Annotated in this window: 24 protein-coding genes; 15 read left to right on the top strand and 9 right to left on the bottom strand. The window is 42.5% G+C overall.

Going from position 1 to position 26,837, the window contains the following annotated elements:
• The first annotated feature begins 174 nt into the window (after positions 1-174).
• The 8 genes from AC1IR0_RS12375 to AC1IR0_RS12340 all read left to right on the top strand — a co-directional run bounded on the left by AC1IR0_RS12375 (position 175) and on the right by AC1IR0_RS12340 (position 7,908).
• Positions 175-1,107: an SNIPE associated domain-containing protein gene (locus AC1IR0_RS12375; protein WP_409666037.1), complete on the top strand. Its 933-nt coding sequence runs from the start codon at positions 175-177 to the stop codon at positions 1,105-1,107.
• A 261-nt stretch (positions 1,108-1,368) separates the two neighbouring features.
• Positions 1,369-1,758 carry a ribonuclease E inhibitor RraB gene (locus tag AC1IR0_RS12370; protein ID WP_004281735.1) on the top strand — a complete coding sequence of 130 codons (390 nt, stop codon included), beginning with the start codon at positions 1,369-1,371 and terminating at the stop codon, positions 1,756-1,758.
• 251 nt (positions 1,759-2,009) lie between these two features.
• On the top strand, positions 2,010-2,456 hold the full coding sequence (locus AC1IR0_RS12365; RefSeq protein ID WP_005106162.1) for an SRPBCC domain-containing protein: 447 nt from the start codon (positions 2,010-2,012) through the stop codon (positions 2,454-2,456).
• 124 nt (positions 2,457-2,580) lie between these two features.
• Positions 2,581-2,919 (top strand): zinc ribbon domain-containing protein YjdM, encoded by a 339-nt coding sequence (locus AC1IR0_RS12360; RefSeq protein ID WP_004645911.1) that lies wholly within the window; start codon positions 2,581-2,583, stop codon positions 2,917-2,919.
• Positions 2,920-3,054: 135 nt separating this feature from the next.
• Positions 3,055-3,417 (top strand): 5-carboxymethyl-2-hydroxymuconate Delta-isomerase, encoded by a 363-nt coding sequence (locus AC1IR0_RS12355; RefSeq protein WP_253099969.1) that lies wholly within the window; start codon positions 3,055-3,057, stop codon positions 3,415-3,417.
• A gap of 428 nt (positions 3,418-3,845) precedes the next feature.
• Positions 3,846-4,286, top strand: coding sequence for a YybH family protein (locus tag AC1IR0_RS12350; protein WP_325754959.1), 441 nt, complete (start codon positions 3,846-3,848; stop codon positions 4,284-4,286).
• Positions 4,287-4,407: 121 nt separating this feature from the next.
• Positions 4,408-6,846 (top strand): AI-2E family transporter, encoded by a 2,439-nt coding sequence (locus AC1IR0_RS12345; protein ID WP_409666032.1) that lies wholly within the window; start codon positions 4,408-4,410, stop codon positions 6,844-6,846.
• Positions 6,847-6,849: 3 nt separating this feature from the next.
• Entirely contained in the window at positions 6,850-7,908 is a 1,059-nt protein-coding gene (locus tag AC1IR0_RS12340; RefSeq protein WP_409666030.1) for a DUF1176 domain-containing protein, read from the top strand.
• Between the two features lie 72 nt (positions 7,909-7,980).
• Here AC1IR0_RS12340 and AC1IR0_RS12335 read toward each other — a convergent pair whose 3' ends face one another.
• Complete coding sequence (locus tag AC1IR0_RS12335; RefSeq protein WP_409666060.1) at positions 7,981-8,748, bottom strand: hydroxymethylpyrimidine/phosphomethylpyrimidine kinase; 768 nt, start codon at positions 8,746-8,748, stop codon at positions 7,981-7,983.
• A 98-nt stretch (positions 8,749-8,846) separates the two neighbouring features.
• Between AC1IR0_RS12335 and AC1IR0_RS12330 the strand changes: the two genes are divergently transcribed.
• Entirely contained in the window at positions 8,847-9,494 is a 648-nt protein-coding gene (locus AC1IR0_RS12330) for an HAD family hydrolase (RefSeq protein ID WP_338839917.1), read from the top strand.
• A 148-nt stretch (positions 9,495-9,642) separates the two neighbouring features.
• On the opposite strand, the gene AC1IR0_RS12325 is transcribed toward AC1IR0_RS12330, so the two are convergent.
• Together AC1IR0_RS12325 and AC1IR0_RS12320 are read right to left on the bottom strand one after the other, a co-directional pair.
• The gene (locus AC1IR0_RS12325) at positions 9,643-10,131 is read right to left on the bottom strand and encodes a hypothetical protein (RefSeq protein ID WP_409666028.1); all 489 of its coding nucleotides are present in this window, start codon (positions 10,129-10,131) and stop codon (positions 9,643-9,645) included.
• A 53-nt stretch (positions 10,132-10,184) separates the two neighbouring features.
• Positions 10,185-10,793, bottom strand: a complete 609-nt coding sequence (locus AC1IR0_RS12320; RefSeq protein ID WP_409666026.1) for a DUF805 domain-containing protein — start codon at positions 10,791-10,793, stop codon at positions 10,185-10,187.
• 482 nt (positions 10,794-11,275) lie between these two features.
• On the opposite strand from AC1IR0_RS12320, the gene AC1IR0_RS12315 reads away from it, so the two are divergent.
• The 3 genes from AC1IR0_RS12315 to AC1IR0_RS12305 all read left to right on the top strand — a co-directional run bounded on the left by AC1IR0_RS12315 (position 11,276) and on the right by AC1IR0_RS12305 (position 17,649).
• A complete protein-coding gene (locus tag AC1IR0_RS12315) occupies positions 11,276-12,517 on the top strand; it encodes a carbohydrate porin (RefSeq protein WP_479741431.1) in 1,242 nt (413 codons plus the stop codon).
• 171 nt (positions 12,518-12,688) lie between these two features.
• Positions 12,689-15,091 (top strand): glucose/quinate/shikimate family membrane-bound PQQ-dependent dehydrogenase, encoded by a 2,403-nt coding sequence (locus AC1IR0_RS12310; RefSeq protein WP_409666022.1) that lies wholly within the window; start codon positions 12,689-12,691, stop codon positions 15,089-15,091.
• Between the two features lie 392 nt (positions 15,092-15,483).
• The gene (locus tag AC1IR0_RS12305) at positions 15,484-17,649 is read left to right on the top strand and encodes a TonB-dependent receptor domain-containing protein (RefSeq protein WP_409666653.1); all 2,166 of its coding nucleotides are present in this window, start codon (positions 15,484-15,486) and stop codon (positions 17,647-17,649) included.
• A 109-nt stretch (positions 17,650-17,758) separates the two neighbouring features.
• Here AC1IR0_RS12305 and arsH read toward each other — a convergent pair whose 3' ends face one another.
• From arsH to AC1IR0_RS12290, 3 genes are read right to left on the bottom strand one after another with little or no spacing between them, the layout of a single operon-like run.
• Entirely contained in the window at positions 17,759-18,463 is a 705-nt protein-coding gene (gene arsH, locus AC1IR0_RS12300) for an arsenical resistance protein ArsH (protein WP_409666651.1), read from the bottom strand.
• A gap of 4 nt (positions 18,464-18,467) precedes the next feature.
• Positions 18,468-19,508, bottom strand: a complete 1,041-nt coding sequence (gene arsB, locus AC1IR0_RS12295; RefSeq protein ID WP_409666649.1) for an ACR3 family arsenite efflux transporter — start codon at positions 19,506-19,508, stop codon at positions 18,468-18,470.
• 9 nt (positions 19,509-19,517) lie between these two features.
• Complete coding sequence (locus tag AC1IR0_RS12290; protein ID WP_253173860.1) at positions 19,518-19,835, bottom strand: metalloregulator ArsR/SmtB family transcription factor; 318 nt, start codon at positions 19,833-19,835, stop codon at positions 19,518-19,520.
• Positions 19,836-19,918: 83 nt separating this feature from the next.
• Between AC1IR0_RS12290 and arsC the strand changes: the two genes are divergently transcribed.
• Positions 19,919-20,347 carry an arsenate reductase (glutaredoxin) gene (gene arsC, locus AC1IR0_RS12285; RefSeq protein WP_409666647.1) on the top strand — a complete coding sequence of 143 codons (429 nt, stop codon included), beginning with the start codon at positions 19,919-19,921 and terminating at the stop codon, positions 20,345-20,347.
• Between the two features lie 380 nt (positions 20,348-20,727).
• Here the strand turns inward: arsC and AC1IR0_RS12280 are convergent, their stop codons facing one another.
• The 3 genes from AC1IR0_RS12280 to AC1IR0_RS12270 form a co-directional block, all read right to left on the bottom strand.
• Entirely contained in the window at positions 20,728-21,678 is a 951-nt protein-coding gene (locus AC1IR0_RS12280) for an NAD(P)-dependent oxidoreductase (protein ID WP_479741430.1), read from the bottom strand.
• A gap of 38 nt (positions 21,679-21,716) precedes the next feature.
• On the bottom strand, positions 21,717-22,433 hold the full coding sequence (locus AC1IR0_RS12275) for a FadR/GntR family transcriptional regulator (protein ID WP_053578591.1): 717 nt from the start codon (positions 22,431-22,433) through the stop codon (positions 21,717-21,719).
• A 79-nt stretch (positions 22,434-22,512) separates the two neighbouring features.
• Positions 22,513-24,246, bottom strand: coding sequence for an IlvD/Edd family dehydratase (locus AC1IR0_RS12270; protein WP_479741429.1), 1,734 nt, complete (start codon positions 24,244-24,246; stop codon positions 22,513-22,515).
• 169 nt (positions 24,247-24,415) lie between these two features.
• On the opposite strand from AC1IR0_RS12270, the gene AC1IR0_RS12265 reads away from it, so the two are divergent.
• Complete coding sequence (locus AC1IR0_RS12265) at positions 24,416-25,720, top strand: MFS transporter (RefSeq protein WP_479741428.1); 1,305 nt, start codon at positions 24,416-24,418, stop codon at positions 25,718-25,720.
• A gap of 12 nt (positions 25,721-25,732) precedes the next feature.
• Positions 25,733-26,731 carry an AraD1 family protein gene (gene araD1 / locus AC1IR0_RS12260; RefSeq protein WP_479741427.1) on the top strand — a complete coding sequence of 333 codons (999 nt, stop codon included), beginning with the start codon at positions 25,733-25,735 and terminating at the stop codon, positions 26,729-26,731.
• The last annotated feature ends 106 nt before the right edge of the window (positions 26,732-26,837 follow it).

Raw genomic sequence — 26,837 nt, 5'->3', positions numbered from 1 at the left:
AGTCATATATGACTTGCACATAAAAATTTTGTAGAAAAATAAAATGAATGAATGACTTAGTATTGATCAACGGCTTTGATTATCTGGCCGAAGTGATGCAAAATTAATCATGACTTTATAATAAATTTTTAATTTGATGGTTTAGGGCGCTGCCCGGGGTTAAAGGAAAGAACGATGCTCAGTATGGCTCTCTTCGTTCTCGCGAGTATTTTAATATGTGCATTGCTATGGAGCTTAAAGGTACAGGCTTCATTACGCAGCAATATCCAGTTTTTACAGGAAAACCTGGATCATTCCCGCAGCAAATTGGCAGATTATGAAACTCAAGTCGATGAATTGAATTATGAAATCACCCAATTGCGGGTACAAAATGGCAGTTTAAACATTGCCCTGAATAAATATAAAAAATATCAGGATATCTGGGATATCGAGCAATATATTATTAACCGGACTTTGCAGGCTGAAAACTTTGTTGAAGCGACCAAGCTGGATGCTTCGATCATGATCGATGATCTCAAAGCCTATATCGCAAGAGTAAAAGATTATCTTGCCCAGTTTCAGGCGCAGGCCGTGGCCGAGGTTGAGCAGGAGGCCCGACAAAGTTTGCACGGTTATTATGAACAGGCTAAACAACAGCATCGCTTGCAAGAGATATTGAGTGCTTTACAGCATAAAATACAGGCCCAGCGCTTCGGCTTGCAGCTTCCCGCAACACAGGTTTTAGAGCAGCTGATTGAGGGTTATAGCGAAACGGATGCGGTTCGGCATTTACGCAATGTCCGTGACAGAATTCAACAGGCCATAGAAAAACAGCAGGTGGCGAGCTGTAATTATGTCGACGACAATCGCCGTCGAAGTACTATTGAAATCCTGAGTCTGGCTTTCAACTGTAAGGCAGATTTATATCTCTCTCAATTAAGCACAGAAAATTTGGGCGAGATATTGCAGGCCTTAAAGGATGATTATGTCTTGCTGAATTATACCGGGCAGGCACTGAGTCAGGCGATGATTCAAGAATCCTATCTTGATCTGCGTTTAGAGGAGCTCAAGTTTGCTGCACTGGTTTTGCAATTGAAACAAGATCATCTGCATCCATACATCGCGTAGATCATGACACTCATAGGGCTAGAAGATTTTTACCAGAGTATTCTGAATGCTATAAGTTGGTTTAAATCCTGATATTTTTCAGGATTTTTGGCCTTGAGGAATCTCGAATATATTGATCCCCTTACTTGTTTTTATATTTATAAAAATCATATGTTTATTTATGGTTAAAAGATAATATTTTTTGTCTGTATCTCGATAATTGTACAAAAATCAGCTAATCTTAAATGCAGAATAAAACAGCATCATAATAAGGATACTTCTATGTCACGTGATTACAATCAATTCCCTGACGATGAAAATGGCAATGTACTGTGGCAAATGCATCAGGATGGCGACGACTTGCAAGAAGCGCACGAAATTGAATTTTCGATTGCCTTTGCGGATGAAGCGCAGGCAGATCGCTGTGCCTTGCATCTATTAAAAGAAGAGCAAAAAATCAGCCTGTTTCAGGACGAAGAAAGCGATACCCTGGAATGGATTATCACGATTTATGTGTATATGGAGCCTGCCTACGAAGATATCGTGGATCTGGAACAATGGTTCAGCAAAATCGCTGCACAATTTCAGGGCGAATATGATGGCTGGGGCTGCATGGCCTATGTCTATGATGATGAGCTGGATGACGAAGAGAGCAGCCTGCGTAGTAGCTGATCATGCTTGTATTTAAAGCATTTAAAATAAGAGACCCGGTGCTGCCGGGTTTTTTTATTGCTCTATTTAATTGCTACACGAAGATTTGAGCTTGAGTATAGATACATACTCATTATATATAGCCAGCTCAAAACTGGATAAAATAACTCAAATGAGTACTTAACTCAGGCTGATGATGCTGAGGATTTAGTTACAACAAATGCAGGGAATATCCCGCAATAAAAAATAATAAGAACAAAGGACAAGAAAAAATGAGTTACACCTTAAAAATGCATCGTGTGTTCAGCGCACCACCGGAGCGGGTGTATCGTGCCTTTGTGCATCCGGATGCACTGGCCAAATGGCTGGCACCACATGGCTTTATTGCCAAAGTAGAACATGCGGAAGTTAAACCCGGCGGCAGCTATAAAACCACCTTTACCAATTTTTCTACCGGGACCCAGCATCATTTTCATGGTGTTTATCATGAGGTCATTCCCAATCAGTTGCTGCGCTATACCGATCAGTTTTCTACCCCCGAATTGCAGGGTGAAATAGAGGTCACGATCATCTTTGAAAAAGTGTCAATCGGTACCGGTTTACACATTATTCAGGTGGGTTATCCGGATGTGGTGCCGCCAGCGGTATGTCATTTGAGTTGGCAGGAATCACTGCAACTCCTGTCTTTGCTGGTTAATCCGCAGATTTCAGACAATTAATTCATTGGATCTCCTGTGTTGGTTTCATCCCAATGTCCTCTCCATCAGCGCGCCTGACAAAGATGCTATACTGTGCGCTTATTTGTTTCATTTATTTTATTTTTCTCTTTTTTTCGAGGTTCTTATGGGTCTGCCAAACTGTCCAAAATGTCAATCTGAATATACCTATGCAGATGGTGATCTACTGATCTGTCCTGAATGCGCACACGAGTGGAAAGAAGGTGAAGTCACTGAAGAACAAGTGATCATTAAGGATGCCAATGGCAATGTGCTGGCAGATGGTGATAGTGTAACGGTGATTAAAGACCTGAAAATCAAAGGTTCATCTTCAGTGGTGAAAGTGGGCACTAAAGTCAAAAGTATCCGTTTGTTGCCTGATGCTGCCGATGGGCATGATATCGATTGTAAAATCGAGGGAATCGGCCCGATGAAACTGAAATCCGAATATGTCAAGAAAGCTTAAATTTAGCCCTAGACTAAAATTCTGACGAGAGAATAATACGGTTGATGATTCGTATTATTCTCATTATTGCTGAAATTCTGGGCTAATCATTTTCCTGCCGCCCTGATCCTCGCATTTCGATTTGAGACCACTTTAATGCCGCACTTGCATCTGGAATATTCTGACAATCTGCAACATATCGAGATCAAACCCTTATTGGTCGTGATCCATCAGGCACTTTTTAACGCCGGCCATGTCACCGATCCCAATGATTTAAAAAGTCGTGCGATTATGCAGCAGGATTATGTGATTGGACTGAATGCTGTTACAGATCAGGCCTATGTACATGCCAAAGTTTCACTGTTGAGCGGGCGCAGTGTCGAAGTTCGTCAGGCGATTTCCGAATTGGTGCTCAACGTCATGCAGCAATATATTGCGCCACAACCTGAATTCAAAATACAGCTTTGTGTCGAAATCATTGAAATGCCAAAGCAGACCTATAGTAAAGCCATTATCTGAATGATGGCTTTTATCTGCTGATATCACATGGATCAAATGCCTTAAAACTTCATCAACGCCGTAGTAAATTTATAAACAGATCGACTTGGTCTGTAACAGCTCGCTATCTTATTCAGATCTAAAATTATTTCTATTTTTAAATGACGCTTTATGTCATTTACAGGCATGCGATAAAAGTTCTAAAGTAGATTTTAATCGCTGCTGATTTTTGAATCATCCAATCTAGAAACAGCATATTCATCCTGATTGAAATAAAAATAATTTAAAAAATAATCTTCAGGTGGGCTGTATCCAATCAGGCAGTGGGGAGAGCAAAGCGAGAATAACGCTTTAGCATAGGCAAAATAATAAGAACAAAAGATCAGAAATCGGGTGAGTTGATTGAATCCCAGATTTCAGGTCTGACTTGTCCGATTGAGGAAAATTTAATGCAGATTTTTGGGGATGAACAATTGGCTCGGGAGGTCATGGCATTTCTTCGAGAGTGGGACAATGCCATAGCCAGACTCGATATTCAGGATATTATTGAATTGTGCCGACCGGAGATCCGTCTGGTTGATGTCAGTATGGAGGTTAAAGGCGTCGAAGCCTATAAGGCCCTCTGGCAACAATATCGGCACTTTATGCCCGAAGGAATACGTGTAGAGCGGCAGAATATGAACATTCATGTCACTTCTGATCTGGCTGTAGTCGAGGGTTATGTCCGGGTGAATTATGCGGTGATTGAACCGATTTTCCAATTGGGCTGGTGTCGGGTCAGCATGTGTCTCAGCAAGCAGCAGGGCAAATGGCAATTGCTGCATCAACATACTTCAGTCCCTGTGCAACTTGAAACCCGGAAAATGCGCCGGATCAAAAGCGTGAGTTAATCTATTTACCTGAAAAGATTTAAGTGAAATATCTTTGCAAATGATTACAGGAATACCTTTGTAACAAAAATATAGAAAGTCCTAAATTATGTTGAAGGAATAATATTTTAGGACTTTTCAGGTGGATAACAACAAGAACAGTCAAGTAAAACCAAGACAGGCCAACCTGCAACAACAGACTGAAGTATTGATGCCGGATCAGTCCGAGCGGCAGCGCACCCAACATGCACTCAGAATGATGGCAGGCTTTGTAATTGCTGCTGTGGTCATGACGGCGTTGTATTTTGGCCGTGATATTTTTATTCCGCTGGCTTTGGCCATTCTGCTGGCATTTTTACTTTCTCCTCTGGTTTCCCGTTTAAAGCGCTGGGGCTGTCCCCAATGGGCGGCGATTGGCCTGGTCATGTGCCTGACCTTGTCATTTCTGGGTGGCACTGCAACTTATCTGGGGGTGCAACTTGGCAAGTTAAGTCAGGAACTGCCGCAATATCAGGACACCATCCAGCAAAAACTGAAAATGCTCGAAAACTATCGTCAGGGACCGAGTATGTGGGACGGTGCGATCCAGACCTTTGACACAGTCGAAGATTCGATAGACACCCCAGAACAGGAAACAGAAGACCCAAATGTGCAGAATGTCAAAGTGGTCGGTTTGGAACCAACGAGTGAAGAAGCTGCCCTAGACTGGTTGAATAAAATCCTGAATCCGTTGGCGATTATCGGGATTGTGTTCCTGTTTATGGTATTGATTTTATTCAATGGCAAAGACTTGCATGACCGTTTTCTGAAACTCTTGGGCGGTAATCTGAATATCGGCACCGATGCGCTGGATGATGCCGGAAAAAGTATCGGAACCTATTTGCGCATGCAGCTGCTGGTCAATGTCACTTATGGTATTCCCATGGCGATTGGGCTGTTATTGATTGGCGTGCCGGCAGCGATCATGTGGGGGCTGGTCGCGGTGGTTATGCGTTTTGTACCCTATGTTGGCCCGATCGTTTCAGCTATTTTCCCGATTACACTGGCTTTCGCCGTTGATCCGGGCTGGGACATGGTGCTGTGGACTGTGGGCTTGATACTGGTGCTGGAACTCATCAGCAATAACGTGATTGAACCTTGGCTGTATGGGGAAAGTACCGGTCTGTCTACTTTGGCAATTATTCTGGCTGCTACGTTCTGGACCACCCTCTGGGGACCGGTAGGGCTGATCTTGTCGACGCCTTTGACTGCCTGCCTGCTGGTTTTGTCCAACTACGTGCCGGCACTGGGTTTTGTTAAAACTTTGCTTGGCAGTACGCCAGTATTGTCACCCTCCGAACGCTTTTATCAACGACTGGTGGCTGATGAAGTCAATGATGCAATGCAGGTAGCCAATGATTACATCTGTGCGCAATTACCGAAAAAGCCCAGTGCAGAGGAGGTGGCCCGTCGTGTACAGATGTTCTATGGCGAAGTGGCCATTCCAGCCATTCGGATTTATTCTCAAGGACATGATACCGATGTTACTGCCGAACACCGGTTGCGTCTTTATCAGGGCTTGCAGTTCTTTAATCATGCATTTCAAAAAGCCTATCCAAGTAAATTAAGTGCCGAGCAGCCCGAAGTTTATTGTGTCGGTGCGCGTTGGGAAATTGACACCCAGATTTCTGCCATGTTGGCACACGCGCTGAATCTCAAAAATATTGCTGCTCGAAATGATCCGGATGTATTGATTCAATCGAGTGAATCAGGAAAGGGTATTGTATTACCAGCTTCGATCAAGATTTTATGTGTGTCGATTTTTCATCATGCGCCTGCGGCACAGATTCGGTTGCTGAAATATAGACTGGCGCAGCAATATCCTGAGCTGAAAATCATTTTTGCGACTTGGAGCGTGATGCAGCTGGAGCTTCTGGATGAACTGCAACAACGTTTTGAGCTGGAGGCACTGGTCAATAATGTCGATGATCTGATTCTGACTATCGAAACTTATACCTTGAATGAAGGGGAGAACTGGTTTGAGAATCTGGAGATCAAGAATGAAAAAGAACGGCAGCAGGCTTTAAATGAGTTAGGATTATTAGATCACCGTCATCAGATCCTTTATAAACAATATATTGAAGAAGCCCGTCAGGCCTTTGATGTTGATTACGCACAAATTTCCTGGCTGAATCAGCACGAAATGTATATTCCAGTCAGTCCTTTTACCCAAGAACCTATTGCAACCCGGAAAATGTGCAAGGATTCAGTTTGCACCCATCTGCTTTATCAGAATGAGCCTTTGGTGATTGAAGACTTGCAGCGTGACCCGCGCTTTCCGCATCTGTCAGAGTTAAGACAGCATCATATCCGTTTCTATGCCGGTGTGCCCTTAAAAGATAAAAATGGAATTGCGCTTGGGAGTCTATGTCTGCTGGATAAACAACCGAGACAGATGCAGGCCGAAGATATGATTCTGCTTAAGGCTTTGGCGCAGGATTTAATGGCGACCCTGAGCAATGAGCGCAAGAAAAAAGATAAACAGAAGCAGATTGAGCAGATGCAGCCTGCTACCTCGGCAAGCGTTTTAAATAAGGACTAAATGATGAAACAAAAATGGATCTACAGCATCAAAATCATGAGTATCACATTTGGTCTAGCCAGTATCAGTTCATGGAGTCTGGCTGCTATTCAGGGACTGCATTTTTTACATAAAGACTGGGAAATTTCCTGTGATAATACCGGCACCTGCCGCGCTGCCGGTTATCAATCGGATCAAGATATTGATCAGCCGGTTTCGGTGCTACTAGAGCGTGCTGCGGGTGCAAACAGTAGTATCAAAGCCCAAGTCCAGATTTTACCCTTAGCTGCTGCCACACCTACACGACAGCTTCAGCTACAAATTGCCAGCACACCTTATGGTGTGATTGGTCTGAATCGGGAGGGAATAGGGCAACTCAGTACTGATCAAACGCGAGCCTTGCTAAAAGCTGTACAGGGAACAGCTCCGGTTGTATTTAAGAATACGCAATCACGCTGGAACCTGTCGACTTCCGGTGCCAGTGCCGTTTTACTGAATATGGATGAATTTCAGCGTCGACTTTCTACGCCCTCAGCCTTGATCAGGCCGGGGAAAAAATCCAATCAGGCGGTGCTCAAAGCTGCAGCGATACCGAAAATTCAGATACCAAAATATCAGTCAGGCAAAGTCACTCAAGCGAAATTGAATACGGCAGCCAGTCAGCAGATGATTCGAAAACTGAAAGCCACCACCAACGAGGATCAATGTGATTTGCTGTTTAGCCAGCGTTTTCTCAATGATGATGTCATGACCATTTATCCCATTAATGCCCAGAATCAGCTGGTTCAGGTGCCGTGCTGGCGCGGGGCTTATAATATGGGTAGTGGCTTCTGGCTGATGGATCAAAATAAGCAACTGAAACAGCTAGTAACCACCTCGGGAGAAACATTTAGCCAAGGCCAGATATTTTCTGGGCATAAAGTACGTGGTTTGGGTGATTGTCTGAGTCAGGACGAATGGGCCTGGAATGGCAAGAAATTTGTCAAAAGCTTCAGTAGTCTGACCGTGCAATGTAAAGGCTTCGCCGGTGGTGCTTGGAATTTACCGACCTACGTAAGCAAAGTCATTTATCAGGCCAAATAGTATTGTTTATAAAATAGCAGCGATAAAAAAAGCCTGACGCATTCAGGCTTTTTAATTTTAAAACATGTGATTTTAAAAACGCTTTGGAATTCTCTGGCCATTTGGAACAGGAATTTCAGCATTTTTTAATACTCCAAATAGCCAGGTTTCAGCATACTGTACTGCAGTTTTTAACTGGTCGCCCATGGCCAGACGTCCGGCTATGAAACTGGCCAATGAACAGCCTGAACCATGATATTCACCTGGTAGACGTGGACAGCGAGTTTCGTTGACCAGTTCACCTGCAATATACAGGCTGTTCTGAATGTAATCTGGCGTATCTTCATGACCGCCTTTGACCAAAACCGCCTGTGCACCCATTTCAAATAATTTTTGAGTAGCCAGTTTGAGGTCCTGCTCACCCGTTAGGGCACGTAGTTCAACCGTATTCGGCGTTAAGATGGTGGCCAATGGAATCAGCTGGGTAAATGCTTTGACCAGCGTTTCCTGATTGCCCAGCGAACCGCCACTATTGGCGACCAAAACCGGATCCAGTACATAGAGATAATCTGGATGTGCAGTCAGAAACCCGGCCAGTGCTGCGATATTATCTGTAGTGCCTAACATGCCAGATTTTACGCAACGAATAGGCAGGTCATTTACCACCGCATTGGCCTGTGCCAACAGCAATTCTCTGGAAGTGGCTTCGAAACCAAAAACCTGCTGTGAATTTTGAATGGTGAGGGCTGTGCAGGCAATTGCCGCATGTGCACCACTTTGACCAATGGCTTCAATATCTGCTTGAAGGCCGGCTCCACCTGAAGGGTCTAAACCGGAAAAGCAAAGTACGGTAGGGCGCAAAATGATGTCCTTCATTCACTAAAATTGCATTAGTATAGGCAAATTTGAATGAACTCTCGATATTAATTTATATCGGTACTAATGAGAGAGGATGGGCGGTGATTAAGAATATTTTAATTGATCTGGATGGGACATTAACCGATCCTAAAGTGGGGATTACGACGTCTGCGCGCTATGGTCTGGAAAAGATTGGCCATCCGATTAGTGACGAGGTCAATATCGACTGGATTATTGGTCCGCCCTTAAAAGCCTCGCTTGCCAAAATTTTAAATGTTGAGGCCGATCATGTTCTGGCTGAACAGGCCTTGATGGGTTATCGGGAGCGCTTTGCAGTCAAGGGTCTCTATGAAAATCATGTTTTTGAGGGTGTAGCAGAAACGCTGGCAGAACTGAAACGCCGTGGTTATCGCTTGTTTGTCGCTACAGCAAAACCGACAGTGTATGCCAAACAGATTCTGGAACATTTTGATCTGGCCCAGTATTTTACCGACATTTATGGTAGTGAGCTGAATGGCGAGCGAACCAATAAAGCTGAGCTGATTCAGTATATTTTAGAGCAGCAAAAATTACAGGCCGATCAATGCCTGATGGTGGGTGACCGTGAGCATGACATTTTTGGTGCCCGTCAAAATGGTATTGATACTATTGCGGTAAATTATGGTTATGGTAGTCAGGAAGAGTTAGCACTGGCACAGCCTAAATATCAAATAGACCGCTTTAATCAGTTGCTAGATTATTTTAAATAAACCCTAATTTTTGCTTATTTTATTTGAGCTGATTTTTAGAGATATTTTGTCTATAAGCTGCTACATCTATACAGATCAACTCTCTTATTAGATTGTTATCTCAATAAAAATCCCGCAGCGTGCGGGATTTTTGCTCTTACAAGAACATTTAAAGCGTCAAAAACCAGGTCGATGCCAACACCACTATAATGATAATCACCAGTAAAATATTGATGATCGTCATTCGATGTTGGGGTGGAACTCTGGCTTTGGTCAGTGCATTTCCTGCATGGTCAAACAGGATGACATTTTGCACGCTACTTTCATAACCGAGTTCGAGTAACGCGCGCTTTTCAACTTCGGTTAAACCGTCTTCAGGCAGATCCATGATTTGCAGGAATGCTATAGAGCTAAATAGTTTCTTCATCATTGAGGAGGGTAACAGCTGTTTCAGCGTCACCGCCGCTGCATCAACGTCGGCAATAATACTCCGCGGATGGGCATAAGGCACATCGGGTAGCAGAGTATGCGTAATCGTGCCATCTATATTCATCAGCTGCATTTTATCTTTATAGATTTGCACCCATACAGCATCTGGAAATTTCACTAATTGATCTTGCAGCATGGAGAAAGTCTGATTTTGCTGATATTTAGTCATTAAATAATCGAACCTTACAAATCCCGCATCAAGACGGGATTTGTAAGGTTCGATTATTTGGCAGGAGCACCATATTCATTGTTTTGTTGCTTGGTTTCCGTTACCCACCACCAGATCAGTACCAGTATGCCAATCACGGTAAGCGTCAGTAATTGCCACCAACCAGAGCGTCCTACATCATGCAAGCGACGCGCGCCAACGGCCAGACTTGGGACTAGAAGTGCCAGATTAAGCATGCTATTCACCAGCGGTTTAGTGCCTAAAACTGTATCAATTACCTCAGCAACAATGCCTAAAATTACACAAAACAGCATAAAGAACCAAAATTCTTTACGGCGTGCACGGCCGGAAAAGTTTGCATAGTTGGTCAGACATTTTACAAACCAGTCAATGCTGCTGTAATTTTCCTCGGCTTGATCCAGATTTGAATATTTGCCAAGCTGACTGGAAATTTTTTCTCCCAGATAAATAGAACTGCCTGAGGTTAAATAAACCTCAGATGCTTCCCCCGCGGTATTGACGATAAAATCGACCCGATTACCGCGTGAAGGTGGACGCTCACTACGCCAGTCTGCGCCATTAAAGCTATAGCGCTGATTATCATCCCCCGAGATAAAACCGGTATTGTGTTGAATAGAAAAATCAAGGATTGAACCTTTCATGCTTGTTCTCGTCTATTAAGCTAGATTATTGTTTTAAAGCGACGCAATTTCTTATCAGAATAACTTTAGCATAATCTAATTTTTAAAAGTTTATGGTGAAATGACAATAATTTTTTGATGTTTTTAAAAGCCTTATCGCAATAGTGATTCAGTATTCAATCAAAAAAAAATGTAGCGTTGCATGATTTGAAATGAAGAAAATTAAATAGTAATGGAGCTGATTTATCTCTGAATCTTTTATAAGAAATTAAAGCTAAATCTATCTGATGAATATCAAATTTTTCTTTGGAACTATGGTTTGATGTTGTTAAATTTAATATGATGATAAACAGATACTTATAAATTTTAAATTTACAAAAAGCATATAATAATACTAATAAATATAACATTTTATTCATACTTTTTATCTATTAGTAACGATTTTTTAAAATCAACAGGCGTATAATAAAAAGCTTCATATTGTGATGAAGGTATCACATTCAATGTATCTCTCCCCATTATCGAAGGCCTTTTACCTTTGCTGTGCCTCTTTCATCTTAACCACGACCACTGTGCATGCTGAAGCTGCTTTCAGTTCAGAAAGCCCGTGGATGCTCGGTGACTGGAACGGGCAGCGTACAGCGTTCCAAAACCAAGGTTATGATTTCAGTTTTGGTTATACCGGTGAAATGGCAACCTTGATCGATGCGCAAAGATCTTCAAACCATAAAACTGAATATACGGACCAGTTTGTTTTTGGGGCACATCTGGATCTGGCAAAAATTGCAGGCTGGCAAGACACCGAAGCACAAATAACAGTGACCCAGCGTAACGGTCAGTCACTGTCTCAAAGCGCTGCTGCTTTAAACGGCCATTTGAGTTCAGTGCAAGAGGTCTGGGGGCGTGGTCAAACCTGGCGTCTGACTGATTTATGGATCAAGAAAAAATTCCTGGAACAAAAACTAGATGTGAAAGTCGGACGCTTTGGTGAGGGTGAAGACTTCAACAGTTTTGATTGCGATTTTCAGAATCTGGCCCTATGCGGTTCACAAGTCGGGAACTGGGTTGGTGATCAATGGTACAACTGGCCAGTAAGCCAATGGGCAGCCCGGGTCAAATACAACATTAACCCTGAATTTTATGCCCAGATCGGTGCTTATGAATACAACCCTGAGAATCTGGAACGTGGCAAAGGATTTAACCTGAGCACGGATGGTTCTAAGGGGGTAATGCTTCCTGCAGAAGTGGTTTGGACGCCTAAACTGGGTGAACAAAAACTACCGGGTGAATATCGCGCCGGTTATTACTACAGTACAGTTGAGGCTGAAGTCATTTCCAATCCAGATCAAACCGACCATCACCATGGGGGTTGGATCGTTGCCAAGCAACAATTGACTGCACATCACGGTGATGCTTCGCGTGGTCTGACCGGCTTTGTGAATGCGACAGTGCATGACTCCAAAACCAATAACGTCAGTGATATGCAAAATATCGGGCTGGTTTACAAAGGCGCGATGGATTCACGTCCTCAAGATGAAATTGCGTTCGGTATTGCACGCATCAACATGAATAACGATGTCAGTACTGATCGTCATCAAGAAATCGATGCAGAAATTTATTATGGTTTACATGCCACCCCCTGGCTCACCATTCGCCCGAATGTGCAATATGTGCGTCACGTCGGTGCGGACAAAAACGGTGAAAATGTCTGGGTGGGCGGAATTAAGTTTAATACGTCATTTTAAAACATAGTTTTTAGTTGCAAATACACTATTGAATCTCTAGGTGCTTTGTTGCAGTAATGGGCAATGCCTGCTTAAGACATTGATGTATTTATAACTCAGAATTTAACAATAAGGGTGCTCATGCCTGTCATGTGCATGGACTTTCAAAAAAAACTTTTATAGGTGTTCAATATGAATACTTCATCATCAGGTTCAGTACTGAAAACGATTTTAGCGGTCATTGCCGCTGTTTTCGGTATAGGACTGCTGATTGGAGGGATTTATCTTGCAGTGCTGGGTGGGTCTTGGTACTACATCATTGCAGGTATTCTCTTTATTGCGACCGCAGTTCTCTTGTATAAACGAAAAAGCGCTGCACTTCTGGTTTATGCTGTATTCGTTTTGGCGACAGTGGTGTGGGGGCTGTGGGAAGTCGGTTCAGATTTCTTTGCACTTGCGCCGCGTTTAGATATTTTAGGGCTGTTTGGTCTGGCCCTGCTGATTCCGGCTACCACACGTGGCTTTGATCATGCTAAAACCGCGAAAATTGCCTTGGGTGCTTCATTAGCCATTACCATCGCTGTCATGATTTATGCTGTATTTAATGACCCGCAAGAAATTCGCGGTGAATTAAAATCCCAGCAGCCTGCAACTCACCAGCCAATTCCCGGTGTGGCAGATGAAGACTGGCCTGCTTATGGTCGTACCCAGTCCGGTTTACGGTATTCACCGTTAAAGCAGATTAATACTGAAAATGTCAAAGATTTGCAGGTGGCTTGGGAATATCACACGGGCGAATTCAAGACTGAAAATGACTCGGGTGAAACCACCAATCAGGTTACCCCAATCAAGGTGGGTGACAACATGTACATCTGTACCACTCACCAGAAATTGACTGCGCTTGATCCGGCAACAGGTAAGGCGAAATGGACCTATGATCCAAAGCTGAAAGCTGATCATACCTATCAGCATTTAACCTGTCGTGGCGTGTCTTATTATGATGTCAACAATACGGCTGGTTTTGAAAGCAGTCTCGCTGCGAAAAAAAGCAGCTCTGCTGAATGTCCACAAAAAGTCATTTTACCGGTCAATGATGGGCGTTTAGTGGCGGTCAATGCGACCACCGGTAAAGTCTGTTCTGATTTTGGTAAAAATGGCGAAGTCGATCTGCAAAAAGATATGCCATTCCCATATCCGGGCGGTTATATTCCAACCTCACCGCCTGTAGTAACCGGCACTACGATCATTATTGCGGGTTCAACTACAGATAACTATTCAACTGAAGAACCATCGGGTGTGATCCGTGGTTATGATGTCAATACCGGTGAACTGCTTTGGGTATTTGACACAGGCGCTGAAGATCCGAATTTGATTCCTGCACCGGGTCAAAAATTTGTACATAACTCTCCAAATGCTTGGGCACCTTTGGCCTATGATGCAGAGCTGGATATCGTCTACGTACCAACGGGTGTCGGTACCCCGGATATTTACGGTGGTCACCGGACTGAACTGGACGAGCGTTATGCCAACTCGATGCTGGCCTTGAATGCAACGACCGGTAAGCTGGTATGGAACTTCCAGACTACCCATCATGATTTGTGGGATATGGACGTACCTTCACAGCCGACATTGACCGAGATTAAAGACAAAAGTGGCAATATGGTTCCAGCCATTTATGTCTTGACCAAAACTGGGAATGCTTTTGTGCTGGATCGTCGTAATGGTAAAGCGATTGTGCCGATTACCGAGAAACCGGTACCACAATCTGTGAAACGTGGACCCCAAACCAAAGGTGAGTTCTATTCTAAAACTCAACCGTTCTCTGATTTTAATCTGGCGCCACAAGATAAATTGACCGATAAACAGATGTGGGGTGCGACCATGTTTGACCAGTTGGTCTGCCGTGTTGCATTCCATAAACTGAATTACGATGGCATTTATACACCACCTTCTGAAAATGGGACACTGGTCTTCCCGGGCAATTTGGGTGTGTTTGAATGGGGTGGTATGTCGGTGAATCCGGACCGTCAAATTGCATTAACCAACCCGATTGGCCTGCCATTTGTATCAAAACTGATTCCTCAAGATCCGAACCGTCCTAAGACGGCTAAAGGTGCAGGTACAGAAGCCGGCGTTCAACCGATGTATGGTGTGCCTTATGGCGTTGAAATCAGTGCGTTCCTGTCTCCATTCGGTCTACCGTGTAAACAGCCATCATGGGGCTTTGTTGCAGGTGTGGACTTAAATACTCATGAAGTGGCATGGAAACGCCGCATCGGTACCATTCGTGACAGTATGCCGGGCATTCCATTGCCGCCATTCAAAATGGGTGTGCCGATGTTGGGTGGACCTATTTCAACTGCGGGCAACGTGATGTTTGTGGGCGGAACTCAAGATAACTACATCCGTGCCATTAACGTGAACAACGGTGATGAACTATGGAAAGGCCGTCTACCTGCAGGTGGTCAGGCTACACCAATGACCTATGAAGCCAATGGCAGGCAGTATGTGGTCATTATGGCAGGTGGTCATGGTTCCTTTGGGACTAAAATGGGCGACTCTCTGGTGGCTTATGCCTTGCCAGATAATAAATAGTTGAACTTTTAATTCAGTATAAAAAAGCCTGATTCGTCAGGCTTTTTTATACGCTATTGTTGAATGCCTACATCGAGTTTTAAGGACACAGAGAAATGATGTTGATTTGTTGCTGAAAGCTCAATTTCATTCAGATCGCATTAAAATAATATGCTTTGTATATGGCTGATTTTAAGCGAAATTCAGATAAAGGATTAATTAAGTCTAAATTTATCGAACACAGAATTTTTAAGCTCAAAATATTCCTATTCATTGAGCGAACTATATGTCATCGAATTAGCATACTTATTTGGTATCGATGCTTAAAACAAAATGAGTTGAATCATGAGATGTACGCCATCTCGATAAGGTATTTGCCGCATTAAACCACTTTCAAATAAGGCCTGTCATTTATGTACCAAAGCCCGAAATTTCCATTCGTGAGATCGACCTTGTCCTGCCTGATTGCTTGCGCAGGTCAGAACATTTATGCAGAAAATGATACACAAGAAGTCCAAAGGTTAGACACGATTGTCATTCAAGCGACCCGTACAGATCGGGAGCGATTGACCACACCGGCGTCAGTGTATTATCTGAATCAAGAACAAGATAACAGCATGAATGTGAATCTTTCGGAAACATTAAAAGGCGTTCCGGGATTACAGTTAAACAATCGTGAAAACTATGCCCAAGACCTACAAATTTCGATGCGAGGCTTTGGGGCACGTTCCAGTTTTGGTGTGCGTGGTGTGCGTTTATATGTAGATGGAATCCCTGCAACAATGCCGGATGGACAGGGGCAAACCTCGAATATCGACTTGAATAGTCTGGACCATATTGAAGTATTGGGTGGTGGATTTTCATCACTGTATGGCAACTCTTCCGGAGGAACGATTTTAACCACCACAAGGGAAGGGCAAGGCGCTGACTCAATTGAACTGGGGCATTCTGCAGGGAGCCAGAACAAAGGGCAGACCAAGCTGGTTTTGCAAGGCGGTTCAGAGAATGCTTCAGAGCCAAGCTATGTCATTAGCTCCTCTTATTTTGATACCAATGGTTACCGTGACCACAGCAGTGCACATAAAGTTCTGCATAATGCCAAGCTGACTTGGGATCTGGAAGATGGTTCTAAAATCAACTGGATGAATAACTACGTTAAAATTGCAGCGGATGATCCGGGCGGTTTAACCCGAGAACAGTGGAAGGTCAATCCCCGACAGGTCGCGACCAACGTCCTTCTTTATAATGCACGTAAAGAAATTGAGCAGTTGCAAACAGGTTTGACCTGGAATAAACCGATCAATGACCAGCATGAACTGTATGGCATGGCCTACTGGGGACAGCGCGCAGTCACGCAATATCAGTCGATTCCAAAGTGTGCATATGAAGAAAATACTGATATTTGTAAACCTAATACAGTTCAACTAGCCCGAAATCATCCCGGTGGTGTCATTGATTTTGACCGTAATTTTTATGGAACAGATTTACGCTGGACGGGTAAAGATATTCTACCAAATACTAAACTGATTGCAGGTGTCGCCGTAGATGCCATGACCGAAGACCGTAAAGGCTATCAAAACTTTTTAGGTGATCGCTTGGGAGTCAAAGGCGAACTGCGTCGAGATGAAGATAATACCCTGTGGAATTTAGATCCGTATTTGCAAGCTTCTTATCATTTTGCTCCCGATTGGACTTTAGATGCCGGCCTGCGCTATAGCAATGTACATTTCAAGTCTAAAGACAAGTTTCTGGCGAATGGCAATAATTCGGGTAAAACCGATTATCAGAAATTACTGCCTTCAGCTGCGTTAAGCTGGCAGATTTTTCCTGAGCTGATGACTTATGCCAGTTATGCACAAGGCTTTGAAACGCCCACCTTTACCGAAATGTCTTATCCAGCAGATGGCAGTAGTCGCACACTTGATCTAAAAGCAGCAGAAAGTAGAACTTATGAGATGGGATTGAAATCTGCAAATACATTAGGTGATTTTACTGTTGCAGTTTTCCAGACCAAGACGAAGAATGACATTGTTTCTGCAGGTAATGACAATGGTCGCTCTACTTTCCGTAATGCCGATAAAACTTTAAGAGAAGGTATTGAACTCTCCTGGAATAAAAATTTATGGCGTGATCTCACTGCTCAAGCCAGCTATAGCTATATAGATGCTACTTTTGATGCAGATATTCCTGAACTTCGGAATGATGAAGGAGAGGTTGTAGTATCTAGAATAGCATCGGGTAACTATATTCCGGGGATTGCCAAAAATCAGGCATTTTTAAGTTTGGACTGGAAGCCTGAAAAAGGTCTACATGCAGGTCTGGATGTGCGTTACTCCGATAAGATTTATGTGAATGACTTGAATTCTGATGCTGCACCAAGCTACACGGTTGCTGGCGCCAATGTGGGTTATAACTGGAAAATGCAGGATTGGGCGGTGAATACTTTTGCGCGTGTCGATAACCTGTTTGATAAAGATTATTCTGGTTCGGTGATTGTCAATGAAAGTAATAGCCGTTTCTTTGAGCCGGCAGAAGGACGGAACTGGAGCGCTGGTCTGAGTATAACGAAAGAATTTTAATTGAAATGATTTAGGGCTGTTAAATTTTCAAAAAACAAAATCCCGTTTCCTGAGCGGGATTTTTTAATATTTAAGTTTTGAAAAGTTGATCAGAGGATTTGAGATAAAACTAGATCTTTTGCTGATTCACCCGCTTTGATAATTCTTCGGCACTTTCCACCCGTTCAGAATATCGATCGGTGAGATAAGCAGACTGACCGCGGGTGAGGAGAGTGAACTTGTAGAGTTCCTCCATCACATCCACAATGCGGTTGTAATAAGGTGATGGTTTCATGCGACCATCTTCTTCAAATTCAAGGAAAGCTTTGGGTACAGAAGACTGATTTGGAATGGTGATCATCCGCATCCAGCGTCCTAAAACACGCAACTGATTCACTGCATTAAAGGATTGCGAACCACCACAAACCTGCATCACGGCCAGTGTCTTGCCTTGGGTCGCACGAATTGCACCGGCTGCCAGAGGAATCCAGTCAATTTGGGCTTTTAGAATCGAACTCATCGAACCATGACGTTCCGGTGAACACCAGACCATGCCTTCTGACCAGACCAAAAGTTCATGCAGTTCTTGTACCTTAGGGTGGCTCGTATCTGCATCTTCAGGTAAGGGTAATCCTTTGGGATGGAAGATTCTGACTTCGGCGCCAAAATATTCCAGTATCCGGCCCGCTTCCTGAACAGCGAGCCGGCTATAGGACCGTTCACGGTTTGAACCATACAGCAGCAAAATCCGGGGTGGATGATCCAGTGCTTTGGCCTGAACTTTATCCAGCGTCGGTGTTTCTAGCAGATTCAAATTGATATTCGGGAGATCCATCGGGTTATGCCTCTTTAAACAATTTTTTTCTTAGCCATAATGAAACGCTGACTAGCGCAATCAGAACCGGAACTTCAACCAGAGGGCCAATCACCGTGGTAAATGCCACAGGGGACGCGAGACCAAAAGTGGCAATTGCAATTGCCAGCGCCAGTTCAAAATTATTACCGGCAGCGGTAAAAGAAATAGCCGCGGTTTTAGGATAATCATTGCCCATCCACTTGCTCATAAAGAAGCTGATAAAGAACATCACAATGAAATAAATGGTCAGGGGAATGGCGATTCTGAGTACATCCAGTGGCAGGCTGACCACATCACCGCCTTTCAGGCTAAACATGGCGACAATGGTAAATAACAGGGCCAGCAGGCTGAGCGGACTGATTTTTGGAATAAACTGCGTCTGATACCATTCCAGACCTTTTTGCTTGACCAGAATCAAACGTGTCAAAAAGCCCAGCAAAAATGGAATACCCAGATAAACCAGAACCGCGTGAGTAATCGTCCAGAAGCTAACATCAATCACCTGTGCTTCAACACCAAAATAAGGTGGCAAGAAGGTCAAAAACAGCCAGGCATAGCTACTGAAAAACAGGATCTGGAAAATACTGTTAAATGCCACCAGTCCGGCCACATATTGATTATCGCCACAAGCCAGACCATTCCAGACCAGCACCATGGCAATACAACGCGCCAAGCCGATCAAAATGACACCCGTCATATATTCAGGATAGGATTGCAGAAAAATCAGCGCCAATGCAAACATCAGGCAGGGTGCAATCAGCCAGTTCTGAACCAGAGACAGGGTAAGCGTGCGTTTATCCTTAAATACCTGCGGCAAGGTGGCATAGTCCACTTTGGCAAGCGGTGGATACATCATGACAATCAGACCGATGGCAATCGGAATATTGACCGAATCAATACTCATCCGGTCCAATGCGATCGAAGCTTGAGGAAAGAAAACCCCAATCCCGATCCCCAGCAGCATGGCAATAAAAATCCAGATGGTCAGATTCTTATCTAAAAATGACATTTTTGAAGCAGACATGATATTGGCTCAGGATAATTCGCAGGACGCTGAAATGGTAGATTTTAACTTTTGAATTTCCGGATCTTGTGCGATGATTTTTAATACTTCATTTGCCCAGACCGGCAAATCAGGATTTAAACGGTAATAAACCCATTGCCCTTGGCGTTGATCTAGCAAAACGCCCAGATTTCTCAATAAGGCCAGATGACGGGAAATTTTGGGCTGGCTCAGATTTAATTGCTCTGTGAACTCACAGACACAGACATTCTGTTTGGCCATGACCAGCTTTAAAATATCTAAACGTGTTGAATCGGCAAGACATTTAAAAAAATCGGTCTGGTGCATCGCGATATCCTGATATATTGACTATTGCGAATATACGGATATCCATATATAAAAGCAATATTGTTTATGCACTGAGAAAAGTCATGTCGCAAAAGATCAAGATTTATCATAATCCTGAATGTGGAACCTCTCGAAATACCTTGGCCTTAATCCGTAATACCGGTGAGGAGCCAATAGTGATTGAATATCTGAAAACACCGCCGACCAAAGAGGAGCTGATTCAGTTAATTCAGGATGCGGGGCTGTCGGTACGTGAAGCAATTCGTAAAAATGTAAAGCCCTATGAAGAACTCAACTTGGAAAGCAGTGATTGGACAGATCATCAACTGATTGATTTTATGTTGCAATATCCGATTTTGATTAATCGTCCATTTGTGGTGACTGAACTTGGTGTGAGATTGTGTCGACCATCAGAAGTTGTTTTAGATATTCTTTCTGCTCCGCAGCGCGCAGCTTTTAGCAAGGAAGATGGGGAAATGATTATTGATGAAGCAGGGAAGCGGTTGAAATAAATCCCAGAATTGAAGCTGATCAATTAGATCATGAAAAAAGCCACCGCGAGGGTGGCTTTTTATTTAAAGTTAAAATAACAAATATCGTGTCATTTTAACGTCATGCGACACATTGTTTGTCATTTCTAGATTATTAACTTCAATAACTTAGAAAGCATTGCGACACATAATGACAAATGTTAGCGACGCAACCTCTGTCATTTTTTTGATAAAACGACACAACTGATGTCATTTTATTAAAATTGAGAAATTTCAGAGGCATATTTTAATTGGTGGTGTGCTTGGATAATTTTGAACGTTAGAGTGTTCAACTTTGTTAAACCACTACATACAGTGCTCATCTAATGATAATCAAATCTATTTAGGAGATGAGTTGTGAGTCATACTAAATTTTGTTCTATACCTAAAATGTTTTTATTTACATTATCTTCTAAAATATAAAATAGTCGATCTTGAGCCTCATCCGTTGCCCATGCGATATGTGCCGTAATCATGACATTTGGATGATTTGTTTTAAGTAATAAATGGTCTTTAGTTGGCGGTTCTTGATCTAGAACATCTGCACCAAATCCAGCGATTTGATTATTTTCTAAAGCATTAACAACATCTTGATTATTGATTAAACCACCACGACCTACATTGACCAAAATACTGTCTTTTTTCATTTTATTTAGGACATTTTGATCAATCATTTCACGTGTTTCATTATTCAAGGTACAATGTAATGAAAGAATATCAGCCTGTTCGATTGCTTGATCGAAGGTGACATAACCTTCACGGCAATTTTTGGCATTTTTACGTTCGCTAAAGATGACATTCATACCAAAGGCTTGTGCCTTGCTTGCTAATGCTGTCCCAATTTCACCTTTACCTAGAATTACCAAAGTTTTACCTTTTAATTCACGTATGGGTGATGCTAAGTAAAAAGAAACTGAACCTTGAGACCAAGAACCATTTTGCACAGCATTAAGTTGGGCACCAAAATTTTTGATTAAATTCATCATTAGAATGAAAGCATGTTCTGCGACTGCATCGCCTGCATAACCACGAATATTACAAACTTTAATATTCTTAGATTTAAGTAAATCGAGATTGACATGGTCATAACCCGTAGAGCATAAGGCTAATAATTTAAGCTCTGGATTATTCGCTAAAATTTCTTCATCTACTTTTAAATCACTGATGATGATGACATCTTGATCATGTACTTGAGTGTAAAAATCTTGTTGGCTAAGCTGTTCATACTCTGTGTATTCCACAGGAAAATCAAAGTTAAATGCTTTGTTGATGAGCACACCTTTTTCAGCACAAGTAATTTTAAAAGTTTTCATAAATCCATATTTAAATTAAAGAGAAAGGGATGAACAACTTATTTTTTGATTAAGTTGTAAGCCATTTTGGTATCGTCCAATTGCACTAAAGAAGCATGTCTTGCAGACAGCGGGTCTTTGTTTTCAATGGCCGTTAAAATAGCTTTATGTCTAGGTAAGGAATGGCCTTGTAAATTGGGGCGAAGGCTAGTGACTTGAATTGATTGCTGTAACGGCAAGACCAACATTTTTGACATATATGCGAGTAGGTCATTATGCGTTGCTCTTGCAATTGAAAGATGAAAATCGATGTCCGGCTGTATAAAATCTTCAACGGTCTCTGCTTTTTCCATACCTTCATATGCTTTTTTAATTTGTGCGATATCTTCTTCGGTCGCTGTACTGGCTGCAATATAAGCTAACTCAGGTTCTAAAACACGTCTAACCGTTGATAGCGTTTTAAAGAACTCATTTTCAGGTGTTGATTGAATGAGCCAGAAAAGTACATCAGGATCTAATAAGTACCATTCATCTTTAGGACGAACTACAGTACCAATTTTGGGACGTGAATAAGTTAGACCTTTGGCGTTCAGCACCCGTATTGCTTCACGAAAAACGGGACGACTCACCTGAAATTCCTTGCATAATTCAGCCTCAGAGGGTAATTTTTCATTTTCAGGAATTTCACCTGAAACGATTTTTAGACCCAATTGTTGAACAATGAGAGCATGCTGGCTTTTACTCGGAACGGGGTTTTTGTAGTCGGCGTTACTCATATTCTGCAATTAATTATCTTTGGTCTTGGTATGGTATAGATGACCCTATAAATTAACAAGATCATCTATTTTGAGTAACTTAGTGTGAGTGACGTGGAACTTCAGAACCGCGACAGCCTACAAGAAAGTCAAAGTCGCAACCTTCATCCGCTTGAAGCACATGATTAACATAAAGCTCACGATACCCGCCAATAAAATTTGGTTTGGGTGGTTCTTCTAAATTTTCCAGACGGTGTTGCAACTCTTCATCGCTGATGTCTAAATGTAATTTACCTGCATAAGCATCCAGTTCAATAAAGTCACCATTTTTAACTGCACCTAATGGGCCACCAGCCATGGCTTCAGGTGCAACATGTAGCACAACGGTACCGTAAGCTGTGCCACTCATACGTGCATCAGAAATACGCACCATATCAGTGATTCCTCTTTCAAGAATCTTGGGTGGTAATCCCATATTGCCGACTTCTGCCATGCCTGGGTAACCTTTAGGTCCTGCATTTTTGAGGACAAGAATACAAGTTTCATCTACATCCAAATCTGGATCGACAATGCGTTCTTTATAGTCATCAAAGTTTTCAAATACCACCGCACGACCGCGATGTTTCATCAATTCTGGCGAAGCTGCCGATGGTTTCAAAACTGCACCTTTAGGGGCAAGATTACCGCGCAAGATACACATTCCACCATCTTTACGTAGTGGGTTATCCATTTGACGGATGACTTCATCGTTATAAATGGGTGAGTTTTGACAATTGTCCCAAATACTTTCACCATTGACAGTCAATGCATTCGGATGTGGTAATAAATTATGTTCACCCATACGACGAATTACGGCTGGTAGGCCACCACTATAGTAAAACTCTTCCATCAAGAAGCGACCAGAAGGTTGTAAGTCGACAATTGTTGGCATACCACGACCAACACGATTCCAATCATCTAATTCTAAATCTACACCAATACGACCTGCTATGGCTTTTAAATGAATCACTGCATTGGTTGAACCACCAATGGCTGCATTCACTTTAATGGCATTTTCAAACGCTTCTTTGGTTAAGACTTTAGAGAGAGTCAGATCTTCTTTAACCATATCCACAATACGCATACCCGACAAATGAGCCAAAACATAGCGACGTGAGTCAACTGCTGGAATCGCGGCATTATGCGGTAATGATGTACCCAAGGCCTCAGCCATACATGCCATTGTGGATGCCGTGCCCATGGTATTACACGTACCTGCTGAACGAGACATACCTGCTTCAGCAGAGAGGAACTCATTTAAATCAATTTTGCCTGCTTTTAATTCTTCATGCATTTGCCAGACAATCGTTCCCGCACCAATGTCTTTGCCTTTATGTTTACCATTCAGCATTGGGCCACCTGTCACCACAATTGCAGGAACGTCACAACTTGCAGCGCCCATCAATAGAGCAGGGGTAGTCTTATCGCAACCGGTCAGTAACACCACACCATCCATAGGGTTACCACGAATGGCTTCTTCGACATCCATACTGGCCAAATTACGCGTCAACATTGCAGTAGGGCGCAAGTTGGATTCGCCACTTGAAAAAACAGGAAATTCCACAGGATAACCACCCGCCTCTAAAATTCCTTTTTTTACATGTTCTGCAATTTTACGAAAATGTGCATTACATGGTGTGAGTTCTGACCATGTATTACAGATACCAATAATCGGGCGACCATCAAATGCGTGATCTGGAATACCTTGGTTTTTCATCCAACTACGATACATAAATCCGTTCTTATCTGTCGTTCCAAACCAAGCTGTTGACCGTAAAGGTTTCTTTTCTGACATCTCTATATCCTTATATAGTATTACTATTGAAATAATATTTAGCAAAATACACTAAAAAAAATCTTTTTAAAAGGGTTTGAAATTTAAATAGTAATACTATATTTTAAATTATAGAAATTTTCCTTTGGCATGATGCTTAAGAATAAATAGATGGAAGGTGGAGTCGAATATGGATTTCGAAAAGGATGTTATACGGACGGTGACTTATAAGCTGATCCCTGCATTGGTCATACTTTATCTTGTTGCCTATATCGATCGTGCAGCAGTTGGCTTTGCACATTTGCATATGGGTGCAGATGTTGGTATTGGTGATGCTGCTTATGGGCTGGGAGCTGGCCTATTTTTTATTGGTTATTTTCTGTTTGAAGTTCCAAGCAATTTACTTTTGGATAAATTCGGCGCGCGCAAGTGGTTCACTCGAATTTTATTGACGTGGGGTTTAATCACCATGGCGATGGCACTGATTGAAGGCCCTAAAAGTTTTTATGCCCTCAGATTCCTGTTGGGTGTAGCTGAAGCAGGTTTCTTTCCCGGTGTTTTATATTTAATTACCCAATGGTATCCAGTGCGTCATCGTGGAAAAATCATGGGCATGTTTGTGTTGTCTCAGCCCATTGCGATGATGGTGGCAGGCCCATTGGCCGGCGCATTGCTTGGTATGGATGGCATGGCGAATATGCATGGCTGGCAATGGTTATTTATTGCGGTAGGTTTACCCGCAGTTCTTCTTGCCTTACCTACCTATTTATACTTACCAGACAATATTGATAAAGTGAAATGGTTAACCGATCAGCAAAAAAACTGGCTGAAAAATGAATTGGTTAAAGATGAATCTGAATATGACCAAACACGGCATGGCAATCCCTTACATGCTTTAAAAGACAAACGAGTTTTAACGCTTGCGCTTTATTACCTTCCAGTGACCTTAAGTATTTACGGTTTAAATTTATGGTTGCCAACTATTATTAAACAGTTTGGTGGCGGAACTGATCTGCAAGTTGGTTTTTTGTCCAGTATTCCTTACATCTTTGGCATTATCGGTCTTTTGATTATTCCGCGCAGTACTGACCGTTTAAATGACCGTTATGGACATTTAGCTTTTCTATATGCATTAGGTGCTTGTGCCATGTTCTTGAGTGCTTGGTTAAGCTCACCTGTCTTGCAGATGGCTGCATTATCTACGGTTGCTTTTTGTCTATTCTCAATGACTGCCGTTTTTTGGACTTTACCAGGTCGGTTTTTAACCGGAGCAAGTGCAGCAGCAGGCATTGCATTAATTAATTCTGTCGGAAATTTAGGCGGCTATCTTGGGCCGTATGGTATTGGATTATTAAAAGAATATACCGGCAATATGGCAGCAGGTCTGTATTTCCTCTCTATTGTTATGGTCTTCGGTCTAATTTTGACTTATTTCGTTTATTCAAAATTAGAAAGAAAAAAATCTCAAAAATTAAATGTAAGTGAACAAGTGTAAAGGGAATTTGTAATGAATGTAATTCAGTTTGAAATTAAAGATAATCAGCGCGCTGTTGGTGTTGTGGAAAAGAATACGGTTAAACATGTGAATAACGTAGAGAGCGTTCGCGATTTAGCATTAATGGCCATTCAGAATCAGTTAAGTTTGGAACAACAAGTTCAACAGCTAGGGTATAGCGATGACAGCTATGACTATCAATCTTTACTAGCAGAATTAAAAGTTCTTCCACCTTTGGATCATCCAGATACAGCGCATTGCTTTATATCGGGTACAGGTTTAACCCATTTAGGTTCAGCCTCTACGCGCGATAAAATGCATCAACAAAATTTAAATGATGCTGCATCCGTGACCGACACCATGCGTATGTTCCAATGGGGCGTGGAAAAAGGTAAACCCACTACTGGTAATGTCGGCGCGCAACCGGAGTGGTTTTATAAAGGGGATGGTTCTATTGTCGTGCGTCCTGGTACAGATTTGCCTTTACCTCCTTTTGCAGAAGATGGGGGCGAAGAGCCTGAAATTGCAGGTTTATATGTGATTGGTTCAGATTCAAAACCGTACCGTATCGGTTTTGCTTTAGGCAATGAATATTCCGACCACATTATGGAACGTCGTAATTATCTATATCTTGCACATTCTAAATTACGTGCTTGTAGTTATGGGCCAGAATTACGTACAGGTGAACTTCCAAACCATTTGGTCGGTACAAGCCGTTTGCGCCGCGATGGTGAGGTCATTTGGGAAAAAGAATTTTTATCGGGCGAAGACAATATGTGTCATAGCCTGAGCAATTTGGAATATCACCATTTTAAATATCAGCAATTTTTAAAACCTGGGGATGTACATGTTCATTATTTTGGTACAGCAACGTTGTCATTTGCAGATGGAATGCAAGCACAAGTCGGCGATGAATTTGAAATTGAAATGAAAGAATTTGGTCATCCTCTGAAAAATAAACTTGCACATACCCATGCTGAATTGCCGATTGGCGCAGTTATTACACTTTAAGGAACTGGTTATGATGATTGGGAAAAACTTTATTGCAGGTCAACGCAGTGCGTTAGGACATGAAATCTTACATAGCGTTCATGCCACCACGGGTGAAGCTTTGGCT

It is taken from the genome of Acinetobacter sp. 129952, assembly GCF_056642055.1.
The sequence above is the reverse complement of the archived record's forward strand: the minus strand, read 5'-3'. Positions and strand labels throughout refer to the sequence as shown.

Excerpts from the sequence above, each read along its gene's own strand:
- AC1IR0_RS12375 (WP_409666037.1), top strand. The coding sequence starts at position 175 with ATGCTCAGTATGGCTCTCTTCGTTCTCGCGAGTATTTTAATATGTGCA.
- AC1IR0_RS12370 (WP_004281735.1), top strand. The coding sequence starts at position 1,369 with ATGTCACGTGATTACAATCAATTCCCTGACGATGAAAATGGCAATGTA.
- AC1IR0_RS12365 (WP_005106162.1), top strand. The coding sequence starts at position 2,010 with ATGAGTTACACCTTAAAAATGCATCGTGTGTTCAGCGCACCACCGGAG.
- AC1IR0_RS12360 (WP_004645911.1), top strand. The coding sequence starts at position 2,581 with ATGGGTCTGCCAAACTGTCCAAAATGTCAATCTGAATATACCTATGCA.
- AC1IR0_RS12355 (WP_253099969.1), top strand. The coding sequence starts at position 3,055 with ATGCCGCACTTGCATCTGGAATATTCTGACAATCTGCAACATATCGAG.
- AC1IR0_RS12350 (WP_325754959.1), top strand. The coding sequence starts at position 3,846 with ATGCAGATTTTTGGGGATGAACAATTGGCTCGGGAGGTCATGGCATTT.
- AC1IR0_RS12340 (WP_409666030.1), top strand. The coding sequence starts at position 6,850 with ATGAAACAAAAATGGATCTACAGCATCAAAATCATGAGTATCACATTT.
- AC1IR0_RS12325 (WP_409666028.1), bottom strand. The coding sequence starts at position 10,131 with ATGACTAAATATCAGCAAAATCAGACTTTCTCCATGCTGCAAGATCAA.
- AC1IR0_RS12320 (WP_409666026.1), bottom strand. The coding sequence starts at position 10,793 with ATGAAAGGTTCAATCCTTGATTTTTCTATTCAACACAATACCGGTTTT.
- AC1IR0_RS12315 (WP_479741431.1), top strand. The coding sequence starts at position 11,276 with ATGTATCTCTCCCCATTATCGAAGGCCTTTTACCTTTGCTGTGCCTCT.
- AC1IR0_RS12310 (WP_409666022.1), top strand. The coding sequence starts at position 12,689 with ATGAATACTTCATCATCAGGTTCAGTACTGAAAACGATTTTAGCGGTC.
- AC1IR0_RS12305 (WP_409666653.1), top strand. The coding sequence starts at position 15,484 with ATGTACCAAAGCCCGAAATTTCCATTCGTGAGATCGACCTTGTCCTGC.
- arsH (WP_409666651.1), bottom strand. The coding sequence starts at position 18,463 with ATGGATCTCCCGAATATCAATTTGAATCTGCTAGAAACACCGACGCTG.
- arsB (WP_409666649.1), bottom strand. The coding sequence starts at position 19,508 with ATGTCTGCTTCAAAAATGTCATTTTTAGATAAGAATCTGACCATCTGG.
- AC1IR0_RS12290 (WP_253173860.1), bottom strand. The coding sequence starts at position 19,835 with ATGCACCAGACCGATTTTTTTAAATGTCTTGCCGATTCAACACGTTTA.
- arsC (WP_409666647.1), top strand. The coding sequence starts at position 19,919 with ATGTCGCAAAAGATCAAGATTTATCATAATCCTGAATGTGGAACCTCT.
- AC1IR0_RS12280 (WP_479741430.1), bottom strand. The coding sequence starts at position 21,678 with ATGAAAACTTTTAAAATTACTTGTGCTGAAAAAGGTGTGCTCATCAAC.
- AC1IR0_RS12275 (WP_053578591.1), bottom strand. The coding sequence starts at position 22,433 with ATGAGTAACGCCGACTACAAAAACCCCGTTCCGAGTAAAAGCCAGCAT.
- AC1IR0_RS12270 (WP_479741429.1), bottom strand. The coding sequence starts at position 24,246 with ATGTCAGAAAAGAAACCTTTACGGTCAACAGCTTGGTTTGGAACGACA.
- AC1IR0_RS12265 (WP_479741428.1), top strand. The coding sequence starts at position 24,416 with ATGGATTTCGAAAAGGATGTTATACGGACGGTGACTTATAAGCTGATC.
- araD1 (WP_479741427.1), top strand. The coding sequence starts at position 25,733 with ATGAATGTAATTCAGTTTGAAATTAAAGATAATCAGCGCGCTGTTGGT.